At 27.5% G+C, this 26,724-nt stretch carries 17 protein-coding genes and 1 rRNA gene; 10 read left to right on the top strand and 8 right to left on the bottom strand.

What is annotated here, in order from left to right; all coding sequences use genetic code 4:
- The first annotated feature begins 13 nt into the window (after positions 1 to 13).
- Positions 14 to 841 carry a hypothetical protein gene (locus tag AC0B4S_RS00480; RefSeq protein WP_465101181.1) on the top strand — a complete coding sequence of 276 codons (828 nt, stop codon included), beginning with the start codon at positions 14 to 16 and terminating at the stop codon, positions 839 to 841.
- 170 nt (positions 842 to 1,011) lie between these two features.
- On the opposite strand, the gene AC0B4S_RS00475 is transcribed toward AC0B4S_RS00480, so the two are convergent.
- Positions 1,012 to 2,850: a hypothetical protein gene (locus AC0B4S_RS00475; protein ID WP_465101180.1), complete on the bottom strand. Its 1,839-nt coding sequence runs from the start codon at positions 2,848 to 2,850 to the stop codon at positions 1,012 to 1,014.
- A 265-nt stretch (positions 2,851 to 3,115) separates the two neighbouring features.
- Between AC0B4S_RS00475 and AC0B4S_RS00470 the strand changes: the two genes are divergently transcribed.
- The 3 genes from AC0B4S_RS00470 to AC0B4S_RS00460 are packed head-to-tail and all read left to right on the top strand — an operon-like array spanning position 3,116 to position 5,986.
- A complete protein-coding gene (locus tag AC0B4S_RS00470) occupies positions 3,116 to 3,970 on the top strand; it encodes a hypothetical protein (protein ID WP_465101179.1) in 855 nt (284 codons plus the stop codon).
- Positions 3,868 to 5,163 (top strand): S8 family serine peptidase, encoded by a 1,296-nt coding sequence (locus AC0B4S_RS00465; protein WP_465101178.1) that lies wholly within the window; start codon positions 3,868 to 3,870, stop codon positions 5,161 to 5,163. Before AC0B4S_RS00470 ends, AC0B4S_RS00465 begins: the two co-directional genes overlap by 103 nt.
- A complete protein-coding gene (locus AC0B4S_RS00460) occupies positions 5,156 to 5,986 on the top strand; it encodes a hypothetical protein (protein WP_465101177.1) in 831 nt (276 codons plus the stop codon). Before AC0B4S_RS00465 ends, AC0B4S_RS00460 begins: the two co-directional genes overlap by 8 nt.
- A gap of 236 nt (positions 5,987 to 6,222) precedes the next feature.
- Here AC0B4S_RS00460 and AC0B4S_RS00455 read toward each other — a convergent pair whose 3' ends face one another.
- Complete coding sequence (locus tag AC0B4S_RS00455; protein ID WP_465101176.1) at positions 6,223 to 6,822, bottom strand: hypothetical protein; 600 nt, start codon at positions 6,820 to 6,822, stop codon at positions 6,223 to 6,225.
- Positions 6,823 to 6,916: 94 nt separating this feature from the next.
- On the opposite strand from AC0B4S_RS00455, the gene AC0B4S_RS00450 reads away from it, so the two are divergent.
- Complete coding sequence (locus tag AC0B4S_RS00450) at positions 6,917 to 8,098, top strand: IS3 family transposase (protein ID WP_465101175.1); 1,182 nt, start codon at positions 6,917 to 6,919, stop codon at positions 8,096 to 8,098.
- 38 nt (positions 8,099 to 8,136) lie between these two features.
- Here the strand turns inward: AC0B4S_RS00450 and AC0B4S_RS00445 are convergent, their stop codons facing one another.
- The 3 genes from AC0B4S_RS00445 to AC0B4S_RS00435 all read right to left on the bottom strand — a co-directional run bounded on the left by AC0B4S_RS00445 (position 8,137) and on the right by AC0B4S_RS00435 (position 11,824).
- Positions 8,137 to 9,459: a hypothetical protein gene (locus AC0B4S_RS00445; RefSeq protein ID WP_465101174.1), complete on the bottom strand. Its 1,323-nt coding sequence runs from the start codon at positions 9,457 to 9,459 to the stop codon at positions 8,137 to 8,139.
- Complete coding sequence (locus AC0B4S_RS00440) at positions 9,449 to 10,273, bottom strand: hypothetical protein (RefSeq protein ID WP_465101173.1); 825 nt, start codon at positions 10,271 to 10,273, stop codon at positions 9,449 to 9,451. The genes AC0B4S_RS00445 and AC0B4S_RS00440 overlap by 11 nt, the downstream gene beginning before the upstream one ends.
- Before the next feature lie 318 nt (positions 10,274 to 10,591).
- On the bottom strand, positions 10,592 to 11,824 hold the full coding sequence (locus AC0B4S_RS00435; protein ID WP_465101172.1) for an MnuA family membrane nuclease: 1,233 nt from the start codon (positions 11,822 to 11,824) through the stop codon (positions 10,592 to 10,594).
- Between the two features lie 166 nt (positions 11,825 to 11,990).
- On the opposite strand from AC0B4S_RS00435, the gene AC0B4S_RS00430 reads away from it, so the two are divergent.
- On the top strand, positions 11,991 to 13,742 hold the full coding sequence (locus AC0B4S_RS00430; RefSeq protein WP_465101171.1) for a restriction endonuclease subunit S: 1,752 nt from the start codon (positions 11,991 to 11,993) through the stop codon (positions 13,740 to 13,742).
- A gap of 854 nt (positions 13,743 to 14,596) precedes the next feature.
- Here the strand turns inward: AC0B4S_RS00430 and AC0B4S_RS00425 are convergent.
- Positions 14,597 to 15,484, bottom strand: coding sequence for a hypothetical protein (locus tag AC0B4S_RS00425; RefSeq protein ID WP_465101170.1), 888 nt, complete (start codon positions 15,482 to 15,484; stop codon positions 14,597 to 14,599).
- A gap of 262 nt (positions 15,485 to 15,746) precedes the next feature.
- Here AC0B4S_RS00425 and rrf point away from each other — a divergent pair.
- The 4 genes from rrf (at position 15,747) to asnA (ending at position 19,853) form a co-directional block, all read left to right on the top strand.
- Positions 15,747 to 15,852 (top strand): 5S ribosomal RNA (rrf, locus tag AC0B4S_RS00420).
- A 227-nt stretch (positions 15,853 to 16,079) separates the two neighbouring features.
- The gene (locus tag AC0B4S_RS00415; RefSeq protein WP_465101169.1) at positions 16,080 to 17,582 is read left to right on the top strand and encodes a hypothetical protein; all 1,503 of its coding nucleotides are present in this window, start codon (positions 16,080 to 16,082) and stop codon (positions 17,580 to 17,582) included.
- Positions 17,583 to 17,696: 114 nt separating this feature from the next.
- A complete protein-coding gene (locus AC0B4S_RS00410; protein WP_465101168.1) occupies positions 17,697 to 18,809 on the top strand; it encodes a J domain-containing protein in 1,113 nt (370 codons plus the stop codon).
- A 60-nt stretch (positions 18,810 to 18,869) separates the two neighbouring features.
- Positions 18,870 to 19,853 (top strand): aspartate--ammonia ligase, encoded by a 984-nt coding sequence (gene asnA / locus AC0B4S_RS00405; protein ID WP_465101167.1) that lies wholly within the window; start codon positions 18,870 to 18,872, stop codon positions 19,851 to 19,853.
- A gap of 42 nt (positions 19,854 to 19,895) precedes the next feature.
- Here asnA and AC0B4S_RS00400 read toward each other — a convergent pair whose 3' ends face one another.
- Positions 19,896 to 25,367, bottom strand: a complete 5,472-nt coding sequence (locus AC0B4S_RS00400) for a beta-N-acetylglucosaminidase domain-containing protein (RefSeq protein ID WP_465101166.1) — start codon at positions 25,365 to 25,367, stop codon at positions 19,896 to 19,898.
- Between the two features lies 1 nt (position 25,368).
- Positions 25,369 to 26,634: a fibronectin type III domain-containing protein gene (locus tag AC0B4S_RS00395; protein WP_465101165.1), complete on the bottom strand. Its 1,266-nt coding sequence runs from the start codon at positions 26,632 to 26,634 to the stop codon at positions 25,369 to 25,371.
- Positions 26,635 to 26,724 lie beyond the last annotated feature (90 nt).

Raw genomic sequence — 26,724 nt, 5'->3', positions numbered from 1 at the left:
GAGAATGACCAACATGAAAAGTAAATTTAAAAAGGTATTTTATACTTTATCTTGTCCTATAATAACCATTTTACCCTTAATAACAACTTCATGCATCAGTGACAACAATGATCCATATTATAATAAACCCAAAGAGCCTGATGACAATGCTACATATGAATCATATTATTCTGAAACTTTACTTGGTGATGGTTCAACTAAAGTTATTAGAAAACATCAACCCCATACATTCCTAGGCTTTGAAGAGAGACTTTGAGATAAAAAATCTATTGAATATTTTGACCTAATACAATACAACCTAATGGATGACACATTTAAAGAAAAAAATAAAGAACTCCTTGCACGTATAGAAGTCTTGCAATCCCCTAATCATGAAAAAATATCTGAGCTGGAAGCTCTTTTATGATCAACGGAAAGACGTTGATCATTAGATAAAATAGTTGAAAATTGGAGAGAATATAATATAGTTAAAAACAGAGATAAAATCTTCCAATTAATAAATAATATCCATGAATTTCCTCAAGAACATAACGAAGTAAAAGATAAATTCAAAGACGTTGATTTCAATCAAAAATCTATTTTAATTATTAATGGTCTAGATCATACTACCACTGATACCTTTAGAGTAGCAAAAGAATCTGGCATGTGGCTTGAAGCTATTAAAGGCAATGATAAGAAGTTAAGTTTTCATTTTAAATATAAATATGAATCACTCGACAAAACAGTTGCACCTGCTTTTGACCACCATGCAACTACTCATATTGTAGTGATTGATAAAATAACCTCATGAGATGGATACGAAATTGAAGTTTTTACACCAGGCATTAATGATTATAGATAATTAAACCACCTAGGGATATTTTTCCCTAGGTGGTTCTTTGTAATCATTATATACACAAAAATGTAAATAGTTTTTATAATGATTAGTTTTAAACATTGTACAGAATAAAAAATATTTGGATTTCCAAATATTTTAGTTTTAGCTAAATAAATTCTATATTTTCTAATAAGTTATTGAAAATCTCAAAAAATCTCTTTTAGTAGTCTAAATTTATGGGAATTTGCTTTTGCCACATTGGCATTTATATCTCGAATAAAATTAAATAATGTTTTTTCTTCTACTTTGTCACTATTATTAATTGGGGGAGTAAAAACATATGATTCTAATTCACCTTTTTCATTTACTCATAGAGCTGAGTGAATATTGCTAGGTTTGTAACCTTCCGATCAATGTTTTTTTATATTAGCGCCAATTCTTATCATTCTATTAACATCTATATGCATTAAAAGAAGCATTTTACCAAAAGGAATGTTAAATTCTGCAGTAGATCTTACATATTGCAATGCAATTGTCCTTGGATCATTCCATAATGCATCTCAATTATTATAAGCTGTTAAATCAACATATTTTTTTAATAATTCTGGTTTATCCAGCAATTTAGAGTATTTAACATAAGTATCTCTTAGTAGTTCTTGTCCACCACTATCGAACTTAATATAAGTATTTAAGGCATCTATATTCTTGTGCTCGCCTTTTTTATATTCAGTATCTTGATTTGAATTATTTCCATCTTTTATTCTTCAAAGCTTAATTCATAAATTATCTAAATGGTTAAACTCAGTTTCTAATTTCAATTGTATTTCTTCACGCAATTTATAATATGCATTAATTGTATTGACAAGATCAGATTCATCATCAATGGTGATGTTATTTACATTTTTAGCTAAGATAGCTCTATAATCATTTTTATATCTAGTTGATGCAGTTTCAACAAACTCATCTAATAAAATGTTCATTTTCCTTTTTAAGTCTTGCAAATGATTATTTTCAGTTTCTAGTAGAGCTTTTACTCTGTCATTTAAACGATCATAATCATCATAAGCTTCTTTTAATTTTGTTTCTTCATCTAAAGTAATATTATTTACATCTTTGGATAAAATAACTTCGTGTTGTTCTTTGTAGTATTCTTTAGTTTCTAAATTTCATATTTCTTCTTGTAATTTCTCTAAATGTGAAAATTCTGTTTGCAATTTCTCTTTTACTTCACTATAAAGCCCTCTATGTTTACTTATTGCTTCATCTACTTTATATGAATCATTTAAGGTAATATTTTCTATGGTTTTGTTTAAAAGATAAGAATATGTATTTTTATATTTGTTTGTTTCCTCTTGTATTAAGTTTTCTATTTTTAATAGAAGTTGATTAAGCAGGATTTTTTCTTGAGTTAATTTGGTTTTTGCATTAATGCTCAAATTATTATATGCATTTAGAGCATATTTTACAGCAGTTAGGTTCCATATATTAATAAAATCTTTATTCCACCCATTATTAATTAAACCCGCGAAAATATGCTGATTATCATTTTTGTATTTAGTAACTTCTTTTTCAATTGCATCTCCTGCTAATTTATATATTTGTTTTTGTAATTCATCCAACAAAGTTTTTACCTGCGCTAACTGAGTTTGGGCTTCAATGCTTAGCATATAATACTGGTTGATAGCTATTTTTACTTTAATTTCATCAAGTGATGAAATATTTTGAAACTGTGTGCTTAAAACCTCACGATTATTATGTTTATAAATATTTATTTCTTTTTCTAACTCATTAGAATTTGCAGATTTTTGAGGTTGTATTTGCTGGGTTTTAGTATCTTGGAGTGAAATTTCCTCATCATGCCCAACTTCTGTTAATTTATCAGGATGAGTTACTACACCCTCCCTAGGATTTGGACTAATAATTGGCAACGGTTTACTTGGTTTAACTGGTTCGTCAGTTTTTCCACAACTTACTAATGAAATTGGTAATGTAATGGACACACCAGTAAGCATTAAATATCATTTTTTCTTCATAATTCAAATTATATATATATATATATATATATGAAGCAAAAACTAGAAAATCTTGTAGTTTCAAATATAATAACTTTTTATGAATAATGTTATTATTGCTAATATGAATTAAATTTACTTCATCAATGCGCATCATTTAAATATACTATACTACCTATACTACATGAGTAAATACTTATATATAAAAATTACAATGAACTTTCTTATAATTTGTTATAATAAATACATCAAATAAATCAAAGCTATTTTAATTAAGGAAATCCATATGAAAAATAAACCCAAAACACTCTTTTTAACTTTATTGAGTACCGGTACTCTAGCAACATATTTTGCTGTACCATCTCACTTTAAACATGCAAAACAAAATTTAATATGATATGAAAATATAAATAATAATAAATTTGAAATTAGAAATCAATTTACGACAACTGTACTAAACAATAGTGGTCAATTTAAAAACATTCCAATTAATAATAATTTTGAACTTAAATTATTATTAAACCCAGGTTTGGAAACTGAAAATGAAGAATTTTTAAACAACTTTAATAACGATTTTATAAAAAAAGTTAATGCAAAGGATTTAAAATATCAATCTTTTGAAAAACTTACAACAATGCCTATTGTATGGTTTTATTTTAAAAATGAAAATGATAGAGAAAATTTTGTTAATAACATAAAAGACTGAACTGAAATTTATAAATTAATTGTTTTTGAAAATAAAGATCTAAATAGCGAAGCGCGTGTCATGCAAGATTTTGAGAAAATGGGCTATAGCTACAATCTCTCTAGTTCACAGTATGATTATAATTTTGAAAAATATAAACAAAGTGTTAACAAAAACACAAATATTGTTAATGCTACTAATCATTTAAATAATTCCAATATTAATAAAATAGGTATAGTGGAATCTTGAGCCTATCCTTTCCATACTAAATATCAACAATATTTTAAAGGCGGAATTGAAATAAATGAATTAGATAGAGAGAACCAAGGCCTAGGTGGAAAACTCATTCAACCATGGTATCTATGATTGCAGGCGGACAATACGGAATTGACAGGTCTTCTAAAGTATATTTATATTCAGTCACTGGCAATGATAGTCATTGAATGTCTACTATAGAAAAAATGGTCAAAGAAGATGGAATTAGACTAATAAATCATAGTTATGGACTTGCAATGTTCTACGAAGACGAAAAAGGCAAGCAAGTGAAAGTCAAAGATTACTTTAATGGATATAATGAAAATACATATTTCTTAGACTATATATCTAGAAAATATGGAGTAATAAATGTAATTGCAGCTGGGAATGATGGGATTCATGATTACCACTTAATTAGTGAGAATAAATTATCATTTAATTCAGTTGTTGTAGGGGCACTGGGCGATTCTGCTTCTGAAAGAGACCTAAGAAAAAATATAGTTGCTGATTACTCTAATTATAGATTATTGCCTGAATTTAAAAATATTTCAAAGCCTTTAGTTGTAGCACCTGCTTATTTTTATGATCCAGTTTATAACAATAATAATTATTCACATGGAACTAGTTATGCTGCACCAGTTGTAACTGGTTTAATTTCAAATTTATTCAAATATAAATCAGATATTAAAAACAGTGAATTCAGGATTCCAGTTGTTAAGTCTATTCTATCAGCTTCTGCAGTTAGTCCAAAGCACGATAATTTAACCTACAAGTCAAGTGGTTATGAACAAAAATTTGGCGCCGGAACAGTGGATTTTAAAGCAATGTTAGAAGCAGCTAACAATTATTCCACACTAAAAATTCATCCAACTAATGATAGTGGTTTTGTATTTTCAAGTAAAGAAATAAATTTACAAAGCAATCAAACGATAAAAATATCTAGTTCTTGAACGTTTAATGCTGGTCTTTTAAAGCAATCTGAAGTTAGGCAAGAGTATAAAGAAAATACAAGTTGGTGAAATTCATTTTTAAATTTCTTTTCTCCATCACGTAAAAGAAGCCAAGAACTAGAAAAACAAAAAACTATTGCCGAGGGTAAAATGTGAGACTTAACTCATAAATCTGAAATTCGTTTGACTCAATCTGAGGCAATAAAACGCCAAAACAATAATTGATTTTCTGATTATGACTTATATTTAGAAAAAAAGGAATCAAGTGGAAAATGAGTTGTTGTAAAGATTATTCAGTCTGCAGTAAGCAATGATGAGTTATTAGAATATAAAGCAACTTCTTCAGGGACATATAGATATCGCATTAAAAAGTATGAGAAATATGACTTTAGTAATTCTGTATATGATTTAATAGCAATTACTCACGTGATTAAAAATGATTAAAACAATTAGAAAATTGCTAATTAGTCTCGTGACTTTAGCAACCCCTATAACTATAACATCATGCAATGATAGCCAACCTGTTGGAAACAAACCTATTCCGCCACAAATTGTTCTAGATAAGCCAGACGAATATTACGAAAATCAAGTTAAAGAAATGTACGAAGTTATTTATCAAATATATGAACCATTTACAAAATCAGGAGTTTTTGCTCCTAAAGAATGATTAGAAGAAGATCAAAAAACAATTAAAGAGCAATATAGACAAAAAGGTATTGATACATTTAATATAACTTTTTTTAGTATTTACCCACCTTATTTAGATGATATTAAGGGAGAAAAATGACATGCTGCAGATTTTATTCGAATAACTACTAAAGATGATTTTGATACTTATATTATAGAAAGGTTTAAAGAACTTAATAAATCTGAAGAATATAGTGATAGTAATAAGATAAAAAAACTATTTGAAGAATTATATTTAAATAACCAAGATGCATATAAAGTTTTGAAAACTAATGACATTTTTATAAAAAAGCAATCAGATAATGTTAAGACTCCCGACGGTGGATTTATAATTCCAATTTATGAAAATGGTCAAGTAACAATTAATACAATATATTCATATAAAAAACCTGAACCAGTGTGATTTGTGCCCTTAACTTATGATCCCGAGCCATCTCATATTTGAGAAGTATTCTTAATTAAGAAGAACCATGCAGCAGAATATAATGTCATCGAAAGACGTATTGAAGAGTCTGCTGCTAACTTTAAGGATAAAGTATCACAGTGGTATAAGACAAAATTTGCAAAAAATTATTTATAATTTTAAATAAGATTAAGTATCGAATCTGAAAATAAAGTCAAAAGAAAAGTTAACATTTTCATGTTAACTTTTTCTTAAGTGCAGAACTAAATTATTAAATATTTATTAACTCTTTAAAATTAATATTTTTGAAATTGACTTTTATAAAATCATAAGGCAAGAGCATCATAAAATATATAAATTCTTCTTTAGTTGAAAAAAAATCTTGACCTATATTTGAATAATTAAAATTAACTTTAAAAAAGTATCAAGGTTTTTTTATTTCATTTAATATTTAAACTGTGGTAAAGTTGTTGAGTTTGGTTGATAGTAATTAAATACTGGTTATCAAGTTTGCTATTTGATTCTCTTCGTTGATTAATTTTATCAATGTTTAAATCAGCAATAGTATCATATTTACTCTTTTGTATAATAGTTTTAAGAACATAAAAAAATTTAACAAATACTACTGCTGAAATGCATAATATAAGAAAAATAGTTTTTTGTGGTCTTTGATCTAAAACTGACGCTTTAATAAAGGTTCTAGCTATAATTAAGAGAATAGCACCTAAAATAAGACAACATATTTTTAAATATAATGTTGATCTTATAATTTTCTTATATTCAAAATTATAAGATTTGCAAATTCTTTCCAAGGAATCAAAGTATCAATCGTGAACTTTTAGTGAGTGCCATTCTAAAAAGAAATTAATTTTAGATTTTTGAACATAGTATAAATATGCACTAAAAATAAAGTTTTTAGTTTTTATTTTTTCATAAAGATAAGTAAATACCATTAGTATAATTCAAATACTAAATAATAATCCAGATGTAATATAAATTAAATTAAAAATCATTATTTAAAGCCGGACAGAAAAGTTAACATGTAAATGTTAGCTTTTCTGTTACCATTCGTTGGTACCAACGAAAAAATTTTTTGAAAGGAAAATTATGTCAAGACATTTAAAGAAAGAAGAATTTGCAAAAATATATGAAGAATATCAAAAGTCAGGTTTCCCAGGTGCTTTTCGGGCTATTTACCAAATATCACCAGAAACAAAAAACTTACAAAGAAATAGTGTAAAAGTTAGAATTAATAAAATAATTAAGTATTATAATTTAGGTATGGAAGACTTATTGCAGACAAAGAAAGGCGAAAATCGCAAAAAAGGAAGCGGCAAACCTAAGACGAAAAGAGAACCAAATTGAGATATTTTTGATCGTGATGATTTGTTACAAATAGCTAAAAGATATTATGAAATTACCAACGAATTACCAAAAAGTAAGAAAGTTATTGAATCTAAAAGTTTTAGTATAAGTTATGTTAAGCTTGCAGAAGTTTTTGGCATTTCTAGACAAACAATTTCTAAAACTCATAAGATTAAAATTTCACAAAAAATCCCTAAATATAGCGATGTAATTGAAAAATCGTTCATAGAAACAAAGTCAAGATATGGAAGGCTAAAGTTAAGTGTTTACATATCTCAAAAATACAAAATAGATATAAACGAACGTTCTTTAGGGAGATATATGAACCTTTTAGGCCTAAAATGTAAGCTTAGACAAAAATCAAAACGAAAAGAAATTAAAAATGTATCTTCACAAATTGATAACTTCGTAAATCGTGATTATAACGATCAAAACAATCGAAATATTTATGCAACTGATGTTTCATATATAAAAGCACCAAAAGACGTGTTAGAATCACACGTTTATTTGTCTGCAATTTTGTCTCATAAAACTAAACAAATTGTTGGCTTTAAATTATCAAGAAGTAATAACCTAGAACTCGTTTTAGACAATTTAAATTCATTAAAACAATACAACCCCAAAAATTTTATCATTCACTCAGATCATGGCTTTCAATATACACATCATCAATATATTAAAAAAGTTCAAAATATGGGTGGAATTATTTCCTTATCAAGAGTGGGTAATTCGCTTGATAATAGAGAAATTGAATATTGGTTTGGAATCATCAAAACTGAATTATTAAATGATTTAGATTATTCAAAAATAACATTCAATGAACTCAATGATATGATACAAGAATATGTAGTTTGGTATAATAACGATCGAATTCAATCAAACTTAAACTGAAAAACGCCAAAGCAATTTGCAATGGCATTATAAGTTACTAAAATGTTAAATTTTGCTGTCCATGTTTAATTTTACCCTAAATTATCTTCGAGTGTTTTATTACTATTTTTAGATCTAAGATATTCGTATGTATATGTTTTATTATTTTTTGTTACTGTTCTTTTAACTTTAATGAGATTATAACTAGCAAGTTCAAACTTGCTCATTTCTAACATTTCTTTCCTGCTAAAGATTTTACCATCAATTAAACGTTTAAAGAATATGTTGGTGCCACCAGTACCACCATTACTATATGAACCAGTCTGCCTAGTTTCAGAAATAACAACTATCTTATTTAGTTTTTGAAACTCAGTTCATCTGTTTTTGTTTTGTTCATAAATGTTTTTAAGATTTGTAACTAATTCCCTAGTTCGTTCTAAGGATTTTAGTTCTTTATCTAATTGAACCCCTGATTCAATTAGACTATGTAAATCATAGAAAAAACCAAATATACTTCATTTTTTGCTTACAGAGGCAAGTGCTTTATTTCAAAACATTGAGTTTGTCTTAATTTCCGGTATAAAAGTATTTATCAAATCTATAATTATTTTAATTTTGTCAATATTACTTCCATTTGGGTTGGTTTGATATAAATGCACAGCTAAATTTAAAGACTTTCTGAGTAATTCAATTTTTGTATTAAACCCATCTTTTATATGGCTAAGTATATTAGATATTATTCCTGTTGGAATGGATAATAAACCTATTCCTTTATGGACAAACCCGATAATATCAAAAAGCACAGATGCTGCATTTAAAGATACTATTGCAATTTGGTATTTGCTTGCAATTTCTTCAGCTTCTAAAAGTTCGTCATATAATTTACTTGATTCTTGATTTGTTTTTTGAAATTGTTCAAATAATTGATTAAGAACTTTTGAAGTGCCTGGGTCTTCATTTATATATGTATTATAAGAAGTTAAAAGTTGTTTTGGAGTTTTATTTTCTTTAGGTTTCTTGATAGCATTCTTTATAATACTACTTTTAGTATATTTTACAAGTTTTGAATTATATTTATTAAGTAAATCAATATCGCTAAAAAAAGATTTCAAATTTAAATCAGGGTTTTTTGCAGCAATATTATCAATAACTTTAGTTATAAAGTTTAATTTTAAATTATTTGTTTTTTCATTAATTTTTGTTGATAATAGATTTTTTACATTATTTTGACTTTGTGTAGTTTCAAAAATTATTCTCATGATATCTTTAAATATCTTTATTTGTTTTGGATCTTGATTTAGATCTAAATCATTAAAATGCTCTTTATTTGGCATAATATTAGAATGAGAAATAGATGCTACATTAGCTAATTGAACTACATCTAAATTAGAAATAAAAGCTTTTTTAAATTTCATAATTTCATTCCTTTCTATCATTAATTAAATTCCAAGGAAGAATATTTAAAAAGTAATTTCAATCTTCCTTTGTTTTGAAGATGCTTTTATCACAGGATTGATAATTAGTATTAAACCTTAGTTTTAATTTCTTGTTGCCTTGGTTCATTACTAGCTTTATATTTTTGTCTTTAAAGTCATTTGTGCAATGGTTATAAATTAAGCCAAATTCTCTATCTCCAGGCAATCTATCATTAACTTCTTTCCACAAGGTTATCAGTTCCTTATAATAATTAGATTCAATAAAAAACTTATTATCACTCATTTTAAGTTGAATAAAAGCATTTATTATTAAAATCCCAACAATGGTAAATATTGAAATTAACCTTACTATATAAAACTGAGTAGATATTTCTGTGAAAAAAAGTGCACTAAAACCAGTTAAAATTACTATACATAATATAATTAAAACACTTACAAAAGCAACTTTTTCTTTTTTCTCTAAATAAACTTCATTAATAAATTTATTATACTTAATTAGTACTAACTCAAGATTATCAAAATAGTTTTCATTAAGTTTAATTCTTTTTTGAACAAAAAATTGCATAGTGTTTTTGTTCAAAATATTAAAAATATGTGCAAATGGTAATTTACTTTTTTTAATAGAATAATATTTAATTAAAATAAGACTAATTACTAATATAATTATTACAGTTGTTACGCTGATAATGATTGTATCTGAATATTCATTAAATACTAATTCAAAGAAACTATTACTTTTATCACTGCTATCTCGTTCGTATGGGCCTTTAATTTTTAAAATTGGTGTGTCCAAACTTCCTCCATATTTTACTTATTAAATTATATACTTTAATATATAAAATACCGCTATTTATATATTTATAATATAGTTTAAGATTGCAGATAATGGTAATGGATAGAGTAGTGTAAAATGTTATAAACATAATTAAGAAATTAGAAGTAAAAATACTGCGACAAAGGGGCTTTAAATGAGAAACTAAAAAGATTTTGAAATTAATGAAACAAATTATTTAAAACAACATTTTGGTGATTTAAAAACGGACAGAAAGCTAACATTTTCATATTAACTTTTCTGTCCGATATTAATCGTTTCGAGTTTTTTTATAAATTATTAACCCTGTTTAGATTTATTCAATTTAATATAACTATGTACAAAAGTATGGTCAGAAATCCTGAATGACATTTGCCCGTCTGTTATACCTTGGGTGGTGCTTAAATTCTTGTCTGTTTTATAAAGTTCAAGATATTTTTGTCGATCTAAATGATTCTGGAAAGCTTTAAGTAAGTCAAATTTAAAATCTTGTTCACTAGCTTGTTTAAATTCATTCTTAGGATCATATGCAATAAACTTATCATATGGGTTAGCGTATGCCTTTTCAGTCATTGAACTATTTTGTCATTCAAATGGGCGAGAATTATCACTATAACCAGTTTTATAGCCTAAATTAACGTAATAATTATTACTATTTACAGTATTTTCTTTTTTAATATTAGTATCACCATTAAAGATAACTAGATCTTCTAATTGTTTACTTGGGTAAAAGTTTTTTAGACTTTCAAAGGCATTATGAATGTCTAAAAATTCATTTACTTCTTGCGAACCTTGTCCTGATCATTTAACTCCTTTAATTGTCGGCGATAGTTCTTCTTCAACTCCTTTAGCAGTAGATTTACCTGGAGCATCTAAATGACCATTAATAATTCAAAACCTTGTATCTATATTTTTTATCTTCCAATACGAATATCATAATGGCCTAGTATACTTAACATCCTTACCATAAAATGCATTATGACCTTTAGTGTCTAAAGGTTCATATAAATCTGGATTATATAAAATAGCATAAGATTCTTTTGAATTAGGCCTTTCAGTTGAATAAAGGCCTAATGGACTTTTAGCTAAAGATAAGGTTTTATTGTATTTTTCCTTTAGAACTTCAATAACTCTTTCAACTGCAACTCAATCTTCATAACCAACTTCTTGTACTGATAGAAAATCCACTTTTTCTTTTGCAATTAACTCTGCAACTGCTTGAACTCTAAATCCTAATTTATTTGATGATTTCCCAAAATTAGCTATATTTCAGGAAGTTAATTTTAATTCATCATTTAGTGTATTTACATTTGTAGTAGAGTTTGAATTGCTTGATCCTGATCCTGGGTTTTCCTGTGAACCACTTGGTGGTTTTTGTGGTTGTTCAGGTTTTTTATTATCTTTATTGATAAATTCGTTGTATAAAAAATATCCAGCAACTCCGATTGCTCCGACTATCGCTGTTGAACCATTTATAATCCACATTGATTTTTTATTATTTTTAAATCATGAGTTTTTTTTCTTTTTTGACATTTTATTATTCCTCCAAAATTTTATATATAAATTATTATAAAACATATTGTATATTTAATACCAAAAATTATATAAATCTTATTTTGGGTGCTAAATATTATAGTTAACCATATATCGCGATTTAATTTATGTTAAAATTAATTTATTATATATTAAAGGGAGCATTATGAACAAAATTGAAAAATTAATTAAAGAATTGTGTCCAGGTAGTGTTGAGTATAAAAAACTTAGCGATGTGGCTAAGTGTGTTAAAGGTAAACAACTTAACAAGGACAAATTAGTTACAAGTGGATATCCAGTTATTAATGGCGGTGTAAATCCTACTGGTTATTGACATGAATATAATTTTAATGAAAATAAAATCACTATAGCTCAAGGTGGATCAGCTGGGTTTGTCCAATGACAAAACTCAAAGTTTTGAGCAGGTGCACATTTATACGTAATCCAAGAATGTAGTGATATTCTTAATTATAAATATTTATATTATGTAATTAAGAATAATCAAGATAAGTTAATGGAAGCAAAATATGGAACAACTATTCCATCCTTATCGATGGAAGTTGTCAATAATCTTATTATTCCTATCCCTCCCCGAGCAATCCAGGATGAAATTGTTAAAATTCTTGATAATTTTACAGAACTTACAACAGAACTTACAACAGAACTTACAACAGAACTTAAGTACCGTAAGCAACAATATGAATATTACAGAGATAAATTATTAACTTTTGATGATTCAAAAGTTAAGGTTGAGTACAAAAGAATTGATCAATTATTTAAATTAAGTAGAGGAATCATTATCTCTAAGAATTATATTAGAGATAACCCAGGAGAGTATCCAGTATATTCATCAAAAACTGAAAATAACGGTGAACTTGGTAAGATAAATACTTATCAATACGATGGAGAGTATATTACCTGGACCACAGACGGTTATGCTGGAACAGTATTTTATCGCACTGGTAAATTTAGTATCACAAATATTTGTGGCTTACTAACTCCACTATCTCATAACAATAACCTAAAGTTTATAGCTTATGTACTTCAAATAATTACAAAGAAATACGTTAGAAAAGGAGTGAATGCAAATGCAAAGCTCATGACAAATGTTATGGCTGGTATTCAAATTCCCCTGCCACCCCTTCCAGTCCAAAACCGCATTGCAGAAGTCATAGACAACTTTGAGAAAATTTGTCATGATCTCAAAATTGGCTTACCTTCTGAAATATCTTTAAGACAAAAACAATATGAATATTATAGAGATCTCTTATTATCATTTAATATTAATGATATTGAGAGAGAGAGAGAGAGAGAAGATAATCCGGGATTAACCAAATTATTTGAATATGTCTTTGGTTTTGAACTCGTTAGTTTTGGGTATGGGGTCAAATACCAAAAACTTAGTGATGTGGCTAAGTGTGTTAAAGGTAAACAACTTAACAAGGACAAATTAGTTACAAGTGGATATCCAGTTATTAATGGCGGTGTAAATCCTACTGGTTATTGACATGAATATAATTTTAATGAAAATAAAATCACTATAGCTCAAGGTGGATCAGCTGGGTTTGTCCAATGACAAAACTCAAAGTTTTGAGCAGGTGCACATTTATACGTAATCCAAGAATGTAGTGATATTCTTAATTATAAATATTTATATTATGTAATTAAGAATAATCAAGATAAGTTAATGGAAGCAAAATATGGAACAACTATTCCATCCTTATCGATGGAAGTTGTCAATAATCTTATTATTCCTATCCCTCCACTTCAAATTCAAAACAAAATAGTTGAAATCCTAGATAATTTCTCTGACTTAACAAACGATTTAACTAAGGGCTTACCAGCTGAAATAGCTTTAAGACAAAAACAATATGAATATTATAGGGATAGGTTATTAAGTTTTAAAGAAGCAAAATAGCAACAAACTAATTGTTGTTGCTATTTTTTTTAGTTTTATATAATGTGTTTTATATAAGTGTCTTTGAGAAACATTACGACAAACCTAAACTATGATATATTTGCATATCTACAATTTATTAATAAATTAATATTCTTCAACTCTATAAATAAAATGTTGAAGAATCAAGTTTATACAAAGGAATAAAATTAAACTATGGCTTCAAAAATGAGAAAATTAATAAAGTCCCACAAATGTTTTTAGGATCTACGTCATTAATAATCCTTATACCCTTATATACATGATATAAAGTGGAATATAATTAATTACAAAAGATAATAAAATGGGGGTATGTCCTAATGAACTGAAACTAAAAAGCTTTGAATAAGAAATAGGTTTACCTACCCTTATTCGCAAAAGATCTAGAAAGATTATTAAATAACCAAAGCAAATATAATTATTATGAACCATATAAATATAGTAATAAGCATATTAAACTAAATAAAAATAATGAATCTGTTCCTTTAATATATTTATCTAAGAATGTTAAAAACACTACATATATTTTTAAAAAAAACAAAGATTCTATAAACTTGTTTAGGCGTATTAGGACTTAAAATCACTTGTTCCAAAATGAAGAATTAATACTTAAAAATTTTAATGATTTATTAAATAAAATTATTTTTAAACACAAGACCTAATTTTATTAAATAATTATATACAGTCCATTCATGCCTACCCAAGGTGATCGCCATAAGATAGTTTAGATATTAAAAGATTGCTCATACAATGAAACAACAAAAACCATCAAATGAAATATAATTGAATAAAATAAAGATATGAAAAAAGTAATGTGCATTTTTGCATATTACTTTTTACTTGTTTATTTGCGCCTCTGGATAATGCTTGATAAATTCATTACTGTATCAATCATTTAGCACAACCCTAAAATTTTCTTCAGCTTTACCCCCTACATCACTTTGGAAATATTTTTTTAATACAAGCTCAACATTTTTAGGAATTATAAATACTTCTCATGCATGTGAATCTAATATTCAGGCAGGATAGTCATGTTGCAAGCTATCTATTATATTTAAAGTTACTTTATTATTCTCATAAAATGGAATTATGTAAATGCCACTTCAGTCATGAGTTTTATATTCATTATATTTTGTAATAAAAATATCACTGGTTTTCAAAACTTCATTTAGATCTTGTTTATTTAAATATAATTTCTCAAATAACTTTGTTATTTGAGAGTCTTGATTAAAATCATCAAAATTATGCAATTCTTTAAATCTATTAATAATTATTTCATTAAATTCGCTTATATTAGATATTTTTATAAAATGACCATCAATAGTCGGCAAGTCATCTGAAAAGAAAAATTCATTAAATGGAACTGCCGACCCATCTGAATTTTTTTGCACTCTTTTATATTTAACATACCCATTATTAGGTTTTAATCATTCATCAGGTATAAATGTTTTTATGGTTGTAAATTTCTGATAATGAGGAAGTATTAAATTAAGTAATTCTCCGGCACTTTTACGTTGAGGTATCTTTCGTTTTGTATTACTAGTAGTAATATGGTTATCACTTTCATTAAGTTTTGTAAGTTCTTGTTTTTTATCTTGTTGTTGTTTTTTGGAAGTATCATCTTTTAAAGGTTCAAAATTTATATAATGAGGGGAACACGAAACAATTACGAAAGGACTAAAAACAGTTATTAAACTAGCCAATAATTTCTTATTTATCTGCATTTCTTACCACGTGTGTTACAGCAACAATATCATCTACAAAAGTATTAAGATTAATTTTAGTCATATTTCCCCTTTATAAATATTTTGTATACTAATATTATAGTATAATTTTTTTGAAATGAGTTTATGAGAAACTACAAAAAACTGTTAAAATTAAAAGACAATTATTTTGTTAACATCTCGCAAGTGACTTTTCCAAAAAACACAAACACAAAAAAATAAAAAAAATATTTTGACTTTTATTTTTTTGTGTTATACTATTATCAGTGGTTAAAGCAAGAGGGATCACCTGATACCATTCCGAACTCAGTAGTTAAGCCTCTTTACGCCGACGATAGCCTAAAGGTGAAAATAGGAAGCCGCTGTTTTTTATATTTTTTTGGTAAAATTCAAAATATAAAACTATTTAAATAAATATAATTGAATTAAATTTAACAAACAAAAAACATATTACTCACTGTTTATATTCTAACCCAAACAGCGAGTAATATGTTTTCTTATTTAGAAAGTTACAAGGCAATGGATTTTAATTGTATATTTAGTATAATTACTTTGGTAAAGCTTCAAATTAACTTTACCAAAAGGAGCTGAAATTATGAAAAAAAGTTTTAAAAAGGCTTTTGCTTTGTTATCTACTTCATTAGTAGCACTGCCTATTATTGGATTAAGTACTAATACAAATCAAAGTAATGATACTGCATATTTTGATAGAACTGTTACAGAAAATGGTAAAAAATACCATGTAGTAAATGTTAGTTTTGCATTAAAAGATAATGAAATAAATGACCTTAAATCAATGTATTCATTTATTAGTTTTACATTAGAGCACCCTAATATAAGTGGTGGAGATAATGTAATGTATTTAGGATACACAAATAAAGTTGAAGAAGTTACAACTAGTTTTAAAGCAACTGGAGCTAGGCTTGAAAATGGAAAATTTAATGAAACTACAAAGACATATTCACTAGATGTTAAATTTGCGGGCGATTATGCTTGAACAGCAGCAAACTTTAAATTCGAAATTGGTCTTGGTGGTAGAGAAATTACCATTAAACCAACAAGCCGCCATGTTGTAAAACAAACTGCTTTAGACAAAATGAGCCACGAAGAATTATTAAAATTAGCAGCAAGTGTAGAAACTTATAAACCAGAAGTTAAAAAACCTTTTGAATCTGTCGTAAAAGATTTTGCTTTTATCCCATTAGATGAGAAAAAAGTAAATACTAGAAATGCTTCATATAAAGTTAATGTTAATCCATCCACTGGAAAGCCATATTTGCATATTTATGCAACCAATGAATATACTGAAGTATATCCATATGATAATGAACTATGATTAGTTCCAATTTACCAAGTAGTAATTCCAAATAATCATAAATTTGGAAAAAATGGTAATATGAAAATGTACTTAAATATGACAATTCAACAAGAAGGTCAAAGCACCGGAAATGTTTCATATGTAGTAGATGCTAATAAAGCTGAAGTCATTTCTAACCTAGGTTCTAATAGGGCAGATCTTAGCATTGTTGCAAATACCTATAAAGCTGATGATGAATTAGGATATATAACATTTCAATTGCGTTTAGGAACAAGGTGGGATCCATCTAAATCTCGTATCGTTATGTCATTTAATGGTTATAAAAATGGATCATACTTCAGAGTCGCGGGCAAAGATAGACAGTCTAATGATGTACAATTAACAAAATGACAACAAAACGAAATTTGAAGAAGAGGAACTTGAAATAAATATGTTTCTTTTGATAGTAATATCTTAAATTCAAATGGAACAGGACGGTCTTTTACAAATAATGTTCTTAATGGTAAAGAAGTAACAATTGAATTATCACACCCTGATACTCCTAAAACAACTATGAAATACACTATACAAGGCAATAAGTTAGTACCTGTTAATGGTTCAAAAAATCAAGTTAAATTTAATGCTTATGTTAAAAATGGTTCAAAGTTAATAAATGGTAATAAATTTGGATTTTATGTTGAATTTAGCAGTTTATTTGATCCAACTAAGGCTATTATAAAAGTAACATATGACGGAAAAACTCAAGAAGTTAAAATGCCTAATTTTTGGGGTTGATTCTAGGAAAAATCATGTTATTTTGTAAATCAAAATATTCGGAGCAATCCGAATATTTTTCTTATATTCTTTTTTATTTTTTATTAGCAATAAAATATGTTTTGTGCTAAAATAGATATCATGAATAATAAAAGAGATTATTATGAAGTTTTAGGACTCAATAAAAATGCAACAGACCAAGAAATAAAAACATCCTACCGTTCACTTGCTAAGAAATACCACCCTGATAAATTAAAAGATGGAACAAGTGATAAAAAAATGCAAGAGCTTAATGAAGCATATGAAGTATTATCAAACAGCGAAAAACGTAATTTATATGATAATTACGGACATGAAGCTGCCAACGGTTATAATGGAGCTGGAGCCCAAGGCTTTAATGCTTCAGGCTTTGGTGGTTTTAGTGATATATTTGAAAATATCTTTAGTGGCTTTACTGGCTCATCATCTAGACGTACCAGCTATGCTGAACGAGGTGCAGATATTAAAAGTGTTCAAAAAATATCATTTATGGAAGCAATAAATGGAATTGAAATTCAAAAAAATATTCCTAAATATAGCCTTTGTTTACATTGCAATGGATCAGGCGCTGAATCAAAAAACGACATTCATACATGTCAAACATGTAAAGGAGCTGGTTATACAACAAAACAAAGTCGTGGATTTTTCGGAATTACTACACAACAAATTGTATGTAATACTTGCCAAGGAGAAGGTAAAACAATTACTAAAAAATGTAGTAACTGCAAAGGTAATAAATACATAAAAACTAATAAAAATGTTAAAATTCCAATTGCTCCAGGAACTGAAGATGGGGCTGTTTTAAAACTCCAAGGATACGGTGAAGCAGGAACTAACGGAGGCCCTGCTGGAGATTTATATATTTATATTTCCGTTGATAAACATAAATATTTTGAACGTCGTGGCAATGATCTATATTTAGAATTTCCAGTTTCAATTATTGATATCATGCTTGAAAATAATGTTAAAGTGCCAACTCCATATGGCGAAGTAACCATTTCTCTTAAAAAATCATATGAATCAGGACAAGTTATTAAAGTTAGTGGTAAGGGTGTACAAAGCAAATACCGTGTGGGAGACCTTAAATTAATCTTAAAAGTAGTGCAACCTGAATTATCACGTTCACAAACTAAGGAATTACTTAAAGTTTTTCAAACAATGGAAGATTCCTCAAACCAAGATTTCATGCAAATGGTTAATAAAACACTTAAATAGTTATGTTATAAACATAACTATTTTTAATTAGTGTAGTATATTATTTGCTATAATATCTCCATGTATAAATCAAAATTAAACATTAAAGAAACACAAAAAGCAATTCAATCCTTGAAAAAGAATTTCCAAGCTTTGATCCAGGAGAAGTTGAATTTGACACGGGCAACTGCTCCACTATTCTTATTAAAAGAATCGGGATTAAATGATGGTTTAAACGGTGAAGCTCCTGTATCTTTCTCGCCTAAGGAGCAACCTAATATTCATTTAGAAATTGTTCATTCACTCGCTAAATGAAAAAGACATGCTTTAAAACAATATAATTATTTACCAGGAGAAGGTATATATACTGATATGAATGCGGTGCGCCGGGAAGAAGACCTTGATTTTACTCATTCATATTATGTTGATCAATGGGATTGAGAAGTTATTATAAATAAAAGTGATCGCAATACTGAGTTCTTGCATAATCTAGTAAAAAAAATCTATTCTGCCTTATACCAGACAAAGGAAAACTTAGTTAAAGAATTTTCGGTTCTTGAAAATAATTTACCAAAAGAAGTTTTTTTCATTAGTTCACAGGAATTAGAAGACTTATGTCCTGCAATGACCTTGGAAGAAAGAGAAGATGCTATTGTTCGTGAAAAAGGTGCTGTTTTTATATCTAAAATTGGTCATAAACTTAAATCAGGTTTAATTCATTCTCTTAGAGCTTTTGACTATGATGATTGAAACCTAAATGGTGATTTACTTGTTTATTCTAAAGTACATGATAAAGCTATTGAAATTTCATCAATGGGCATTAGAGTTGATCAAAATTCTATTGTAAGCCAAAGCAATAAAACACAAGAAGAAGTTAAAAACCTCTCACCATATCACAAAGCAATTATTGAAAATACACTACCTTTAACTATTGGTGGGGGTATTGGTCAAAGCCGTGTGAGTATGTTTTTATTAGAAAAAAAACATATCGGTGAAGTTCAAGCTAGTTTTTGACCTGAAAACTACCGTAATGAACTTAAAGAACAAGGAATTGAATTATTATAATTATTAATCTAAAAACTGGAGAGACAATCTCTCCAGTTTTCTTTATTGTTTCTTTTTACGTATTTTAAATCAGTATAGAGCAAAGAATCCAGTTGCTAATGTTGCAAACATGGCTAATACAAATCCTAAAGTAATTTTTCGGTTAATAGGGGTTATTGTTGTTTTATTAAAAGCAGTTTTTTCGCTATTATCAAGTTTTTCAAGTGCTTGATTTTTAGCTTGCTCAAATGATTCATAAGTATATGTTCGGTTAACATTATAACTTAATTCTTTTACTAAGTCTTGGTTTTTGTACTTAGCTAGTTGTTTTATAAATGCAGACTTTCCAGCCTCCAAGGGACGGTAGAAACTTGGTGTTATATAATTGCTAACTAATTGCAAGAATTGCAATACTTCTGGTTTACTAGAAATTTCGGTCATTTTTTCTTCAAAAGCACTTTTAACATCTTTATTTTCCACTGAATTCATAAGATAATTAAAGTAATCTTTGCTTACCTCTAGATTTAAACGAGCATTATTCATTGCCACAGTAGCATTCTCAACTTCTAACTCACCAGCTTTTTCATTTTCGTAAACAAGTTTTGCTTTAGAGTATTGACTTGCATATGCATCAGCTGTACTTTTAATAAAGAAGTGAGACATATTAATATATGGATCGTCAAGGTGCTTTTTTAATTTTTCACGTTTTGATGAAACAAGTAGTTTAAAATCATCAATAGCTTTTTCTAATAAAGTCACTGAATTTTTAACATTTGCATTGTTAGATGTGCTGAGCCCTGAATTTACTAAATCTGTTTCGGAAGATTCAATTTGATTTCTTAGTTCTTTGAGCGGATCATTTCAGCCTTCCTTGTAAGAATCTTCAAGTTTTTTGGCTTGTTTGATAAGTTCTTCTAAAGTTTTATATGATTGAATAACTTCATTATATTTTAGTTTATTAAAAGCATCAAATAAATTACTATTAACTAAAGAAAGTGTATCTAAATCCAGATCATCTATGTTATTTGCAGTAACTAAATGAGCATTAATTGAAACTAATTCATCGAGTGGAGCTAATGTTTCATTTGTATAATTTCTTCGATCTAGATCATTATATTTATTAATTAAAGTAAAAAATGTTGCTTTAGTATTAAATGAATGAGTTAGAGAAAGGCGAGCCTTAGTTATATCTTGGATAGCTTGGTTATAATTTACTTCATTTAGATTTGTTTTATTAGCTAATAAAATACGTGCATTTTCTAAAGCATGTAAATAAATATTATAAGAATCTTCAGTATATATTGAATACTTATTTGAATAAACTTGTGATGTTAGATAAGACAACTCAGATGTATCAAGTGCTGAAGCAGAATATTTGTTCAATAAATATGAAAGCTCGTTTTTGAATTCCACAATTGTTTCTTGACTAAGGTATTCATACTTAAGTGAACTGACAATGTTGGCCCTTAATGTATTGAACTGAGTTTTGTTTTCATCGCTTCAACTCTCAAATGAACCAGGGATATTTGCCATCAGTTGATTTAATTCATCAGTTGATTTTTGAGTATTAGTCGAATCTGTTAAATAAATGCTTTGTACAAGTGGATTTTCACCTTGCCAAGTAAAAATAACTTTCTGAATACTTAAATCAGCATCATTAGGTAATGTAAAATTCATTAAATTTAAAACTAATTCGCCAAGAATTATTTCACTGATTTGCCCTGTTGTTTTATTAATTACTTCTAATTTAACAAAGGTATTGGCAACTGGATTGTTAGTGAAAATTACTAAATTCTTATTTGTGAAGTTTGCATTATTTACACTAAAAACAACTTTCTTAACATCGTTTTTATCTGTGAATAATTGGGTTAAATTTTCAACTTTCTTATTTTTATCAATATCTAAGACTTCTGAACCAGTAAATTCATAACCCTCTGTTCTTACGTTGTTGTATTTTTGATTGTTTATCACAATTTCGCTAATTTCTAAATCCTTGTTTGTCGGATAATTAGCAAGAATATTTAGTCTAATAAATCGAGCTGATTTAATATTTAATTTATCATTACCTCAATATCTATGCTCAGGGTGTTTTTCATCAAATAATCCAAATATTGTATCACCTAAAACCTGTGTATTTGTGGTTGAATTTTTGTCATTAATTGCAAAAGCTGGGCGCCATTCTAATTTATCATTTGATAATTGTATTGATAAATTTCTTGGGTAGTGCTCTGTTTTATTAGAAGCATAAATTCTTAAGGATTCAATATCTATTTCTTTCCCAAGATCATAAATAATATATTGACCATTTTTAGGATTAACAAAAACATTTCCCTTATCAAAATCATTGTCAAACTCAAACTTTTCGTTTGCTTTATTTTTCATTGGTACTGTCGATGAATCTACTTTACCTATAGATTGCGAATCTTCTGTAACAACTTCCAAATTGCTAAAGGTAAACTCAGTTGGTTGTCCCGAAGAATTCTTAAATCCAAAATATTTCGCTTGCAAATTGTTATCTAAATTATTAATATCTGCAACTTCAATTCAGCGATAACCGTCATGTGAGTAGAAATATTTGATGTTTTCGTTGCTAATTTTTGAATTAACTTTAGTTATTATTAATGACTTTTTGAAATTTAAGCCCACTATTTCATTTGGTTGTAATGTTATACGAGAAGTAGTTTGACTTTTGTTGTTTAAGGTAAATTTTCCCGCTTCAAATTCTGCAATAAAATTATCTTGGTTTGTTTGGTTTGAAGTATATGTGTAATTAACATCGGAAACAATTTTATCAAATAAATATGCGGATTTTATACCCCATTCGCTATCACTATTTTGGGTGGCAATAATCCTTATTCCATTAAGCTTTCCAGTGCTTTGAGGAATGTTTATATTAATCACCTCATTATCAGAACTTAATTCAGTTCCCAAATCAGTATATTCGCCATTTACAATCTTTTGTATTTTAAAGTTTTTTAATAATAAACCAGGTTCTTGAACTAATCTCAATCTTGCATATTCTTTATAAATTGGAAATAATATATCTAATGAATCATTAGCACGTATATTTCCTCCGCCTTTATGTGTTAAACGAGCATATGTTGAACTATTATTATCAACAATATTTTCTAAATTATTACCCCCAAGTTCAGTAGATAAATCTAAATTAACAGTATGAGCAGTTAAACCTAAATCATTGAAAACTGAATTTTCTCCTGCCGCCAAAATAGTACCAATTCTCCAACTTGGATCAGCAACTTTATGGTTACGAACTCTAATTTTATCAGTATTAGGTGCTCAACCACCTACAACATAACGAGCTGCATTGCCTAAATGATGTGAACTAAATGCTTTTCATGAACTTGTTGAATAATCATAATATTCTATAGAAAAGTCTGTAAATCTTGTATTTGGGTGGTTAACGGCTTGTTCAATTAATACTGTTGTAATATTTCTCCTTGATGGATATTTCACAGCAAAAAATCAATCTACTGGGAAGTTAGGATCTGTTCCCGGCTTAATAACTCATTCAGAATTTGGGTCTGTGTCAAAAATATTTTGTCATCTTCCGCCTGTTGTGCTTAAATTACCTGTGTCAGCTTGAGTGAATTGACCATCTGTAAATCAAGTTCCACCACTTCCATTATTAGAAACAACAGGAGGTGTAGTTTGCATAGAAATATTTTGAAGTGCTTTTCCATATACTTTTGTTAATAATTCAATTGTTTTTGGTAAGAGTGTTTTAGTCGCTCCATTAATGGGCATCTCATTGACCTTAAAAGTATCTAATTTTTTATATAAATTAATTGCTTCATTTATAGAGTATTGTGTTCTTGAGGTTAAATTATCCTTAAAATATTCTAAAATCTCAGCTATTTTTAAATTAAGTTGTGAAATTAATAAAAGTTTTTCTAATCAAGGTTTAAGGTCTACAATTAATGAATTCTTGTTATTTAAAAGCAAGCCTATATCTTGTTTTAGTACTTCGAAATAATATTTAAAGTCATTAATTTCTAAATTACTAAAACTTTTATCATTATATTTAGAACTTAAGGCATCAAATAAATTCGCAGCATCAGAACTTTCGGATCAGTCCACTGATTTTGTACTATTATTTATTTTAGTATTAATAATATGTTTTGAAACATTATTAAAAGCATTTATAAGAACTACATTAGAAGAAGTAAAGGCATTTTTAATTGCATTAAGTTTAAATTGCTCTTTATTATCACTGTTTAAGTATCATAAACTTGCAAACTGGTTTAAATATAGTTTGTTTAATCCAGTTGATTTACCTAGTGCTACTGTGTAAGAACTTGATTGTGCTAAAGAGTTATTTGTAATGTTTAAATTATTCAGAACATCTAAATTTAATAAACCTTCATTATAACCACTTGCTCAATTTAAAACTATCCCGCTTTTTTTATTATTATTTGCATAATATTTCTCAATAAATTCATTATCAAAATCACCGTATTTAGTAGCGCCATAATTAACTAAGGTAACATGATCCTTAAGTGTTGCAAATGATGTATTAATACTATTTGATGCTATACTTGTAAAGTAATACAAATCTTTTTGTATTGGTTCTAAAAATTCACTAAGTTCATTAATAATCCGAGTTAATAAAGTATAGTTTACTCCGGCAGTATTTTTAACAACAACGGCAAAACCACTAACACCTAAATCAGTAAGTTGTTGTATTTTAGTTTTTAAAATATTAAAATCGAATTCATAATATTCACCATCCGTTATTGGTTGGTTGCTTAAAATATCAAGCGCATAAATAAAATCTAAATTATATTTTTTTGCTAATTCAACCTTGGTTTTAATTTCATTTAACTCAGTACTAGTATAGTCTTCACGTCAATTAGTCTCGCCAGGATTTAAATAAACATATTTATTGAATTTGTTACTTGCAGCATTTTTTAAATTATCTTCTAAATCTTCTAAACTAAAATTATTAGCATCATAAACAATACGGTTAGTAATATCAAAATAATTATGTAGTTTAAAATTTTTAAATGATTTGTTATCTAAATTAAGAAAAATACTTTTTAGATCATTCAAGGCATAAGCAGTCGCCTTTTGACCTTTAGTTTGTACAAAAAAGTGATTTTTCTCCGCTTCAATAAAGTATTCGTCGTTATATAAGTCATTGAATTCATTATTTATATCATAGCCTGCAAATAAATCATTATTTGAGCTAAGATTTAAGACAATATTAGTAACTTGTTTATCTAAGCGATTAGAAATCGAAACATTAAACCCTTGTTTTTCCAAAAAGTCTTTAAAGTCTAATAAAAAAGGATTTTGATCTAATTCACTAGAAACAATATTAATATCATTAAGAACAGTAAAATATTCTGTTTTATAAACAAATTCTTTAACTGGAAGGTATTTAATTAACTCGTTTTGTTTAAAAGATTGTTGTATATCGCTATGGTTTACTTCTGTGTTATTAGAAAAAGTAAATGGTATAACAAAAGCGGGACTTAATAAAAATGATTTTTTAAGTTGTTTTTTAACATTCATATTATTTCCCCTTTTGTTCAAGTGTTAAATTATAAGTTGAATAATCTCCTAGATCATTATAAACAACAATAAGATATTTTTTTAGATTTGTTTCTTCTTTAACTAAATGAATATCATATGACGCACCGTTAGTAGAAACTGCTATATCACCAGAAAAATCATTAACCTCCAGCACAGTATCTTTTTCTGGTTGATCAACTTCTTTGTCTTGATATTTTAGTTTATAAATATTTTTAGACTGATTAAAGATAAGAGACTCTTCAGATTTAGCGCCTTTAAAGAAAATGTTTGTGATACCCAAAATATAGTTTTGGCCTTTATCATTTTGAGAAGGATCTCAAGTAATACGAAGCCATTGGGTTTCAACTTCATCAAAATGAATATTTTTAGGTAATGCAGCATTTGACCAACCACTATTGTTATTTCGTTCCATTGGTCCAAAATCTACATCAGATGTCCTATCTTGATTTCTAACTTTTGTTCAATTTACACCATCATTTGAATGCCATATGTAAATATTTTTAGGTAATTTTCCTGCAGATCCTTCTTTGTTTGCCGCGATTCAAAATGAAATTTCAACTCTTGAAAGTTTAGTAAGCTTGTCTCAGTGAAAAACTAAGTTATTATCTTGTTCTTGTCCAAATGTTTTTCAATTGTCTCATCTTGAACCACTAGCCCCAAATTGGCCAGAACGATCAATTAGTTTTAGTAAATTTTGTTTTGCCTTGTTTACATTTGCATCCCCATCTTTAGTGCTCTTGTCTTGATCGACTTTTAGACCATCTTCACGAATTACATAATTACTATCATTTGCTAAAGATTTACGTTGTTGTAAAACAATAGCATTGACTTGCATATTTTTACCATCATGTAAAACAGTACCTTCAATTTTCATATCATTATAAACTGTTATTTCTTGTTCTAGTTGTCAATTAACTTTTCTAAATACAGCATTGTTATTTTGGTCAACTATTCTTACTTCTGATGGTAGTGAGTTTTTTGAAATTATTTCACCAGTTCAAACCTTAATTACCGGTGAAATTGGTACATTATATAATGAAATAGTTTCAGTTGATTGCAACTCAAATTGTGGGTTCTCTTTTTTAGTTACTTGTAATTTATTTGTAAAATCCGTGTTTTCTTTGTATTCGCCTGGTTTTGGGTTATTAATTTCAGGTTTTGGCTCCTTTGAACATGAAATTAAAGCAGGTGAAAGACCTACCAAAACTGTGCTACTTAAAATAATTTTTTTTATAATTTTTGCCATTTTTCCTCCTAGTTTTAAATTATTGAATCTAACTATAAAATGTATATAAATTATACTAAATAAAATACCAAAATATTATAGAAATATTAG

The sequence above is a fragment of the Mycoplasma sp. 6934 genome, assembly GCF_055523595.1.
Note: the sequence above shows the minus strand (reverse complement) of the source record. Positions and strands in the feature narration are given on the sequence as shown.